This is a genomic window from Paenibacillus sp. TAF43_2, assembly GCF_052113545.1.
Lineage (GTDB): Bacteria > Bacillota > Bacilli > Paenibacillales > Paenibacillaceae > Pristimantibacillus.
On record NZ_JBFRDK010000378.1, the window covers coordinates 1 to 1,324 of the forward strand.

General features: G+C 37.9%; 1 protein-coding gene and 1 other RNA gene. Both read right to left on the reverse strand.

Going from position 1 to position 1,324, the window contains the following annotated elements:
* Positions 1–466: 466 nt before the first annotated feature.
* Positions 467–991 (reverse strand): phosphotransferase-like protein, encoded by a 525-nt coding sequence (locus AB4Z17_RS33500; RefSeq protein ID WP_441912683.1) that lies wholly within the window; start codon positions 989–991, stop codon positions 467–469.
* 208 nt (positions 992–1,199) lie between these two features.
* Positions 1,200–1,324: a transfer-messenger RNA gene (gene ssrA, locus AB4Z17_RS33505) on the reverse strand; the annotation flags it as partial.

A 1,324-nucleotide genomic window follows, 5' to 3' on the forward strand; every position in this document is an offset into this window, starting at 1 on the left:
ATACGTTCATTTTGAGTAGAATTCATCTTGTAGTCTGGTAGTCTCCTTGGTTTGTATTGGATCCGGTCGCTGGCCAGCATCTGGGACCCATATACATCATACCAAGGAGTCTTTTTGTTTCTCAAACTTCGTATTTCTTCATAATRGGAATGCTGCCTGTTAGCGTAGCGAAGGGCTGCCATATAGCAGCCCTTCAGAGGTGGAACTATCATTCCCCTTTAGCTTAACAGGACCGAGAGCCGAATGGCCCGAAGCGTGAATATGGTGTTAGCTGATGGATACGCCTTTCATAATTTTATTTTTGCGTATCTTTCAGCTAACAGTGTATTTACGAACTTAACGAAAATTATCAATTTTAAAGTATTCGCGAAGTTATTGAACAATTCTGTCCGTTAGTGTAATGAAGCAGCCAATCATTGTGGTCGGCTGCTTCCGTTTTTTTATAAAACAAACGTTCCCCGATAGCTTAAACCTCGGACCTATCAAATAAATACTTTATAATTGAATCTGCACATTCTTCTGAGGAATTTATGTGTGTATTGACAGTACAATTGTATTGTATATCTTTGGCCATAATATTATTTTGCCACTCAGATTGGTCTTCGGTTCTATCTCCACGTTCAATATTTCTTTGGCGACAAATGTCTAAAGGACAAAAAACTTCGACAATATAGAAAGGATACCCCGCAAATATATCCTTAACTTTTTCATAATGCGGTTTTAATTCGGGTCTTTCAACCAAAATTCCGTCTATTAGTACATTCTTACCATGGTCAGAAAATAGTTTAGCAGTATGATACATCATAATAATTGCATCACTTAAATATTTCCAATAATCTTCACGGAGATAGTTATCGCCTATTGTATTCTCAAAAAGGTCATTTGCAACAACATAAAAAAATTCATCTGATTTTAACTGTATAGCATCTACTATAGATGTTTTCCCAGCACTAGTTACACCATTTAGAAATACGATTTTCCCTTTTTTCATCTTAATATGCCTCTCTTATTCATGATCATCAAAAAAGAATACTATGGTGACGGTGATTTCCTGATTAGTATAACATTTGCACCAAAACGTGGTGATGTAAAGAACTGTTATAATTAATCCTGCCCGTTATTTTTATAAAAGACATGCTCTTAATATGAATAAAAAATCAAAAAACCCGACCTCACGAGGTCGGGTTTCTTCATGGTATTGGTGGAGGCGAGGGGATTTGAACCCCTGTCCGAAGATCACGCCACACAGGCTTCTACGGGTGTAGTCACAGTTTTGATGTCACCCAAGCAAACGCCCCGTAACCGGCTTTCGCTAAGGTCAGCC

What these genes read in the sequence shown, in the direction of transcription:
- AB4Z17_RS33500 (WP_441912683.1), bottom strand. Translation starts at nt 991, where the DNA reads ATGAAAAAAGGGAAAATCGTATTTCTAAATGGTGTAACTAGTGCTGGG.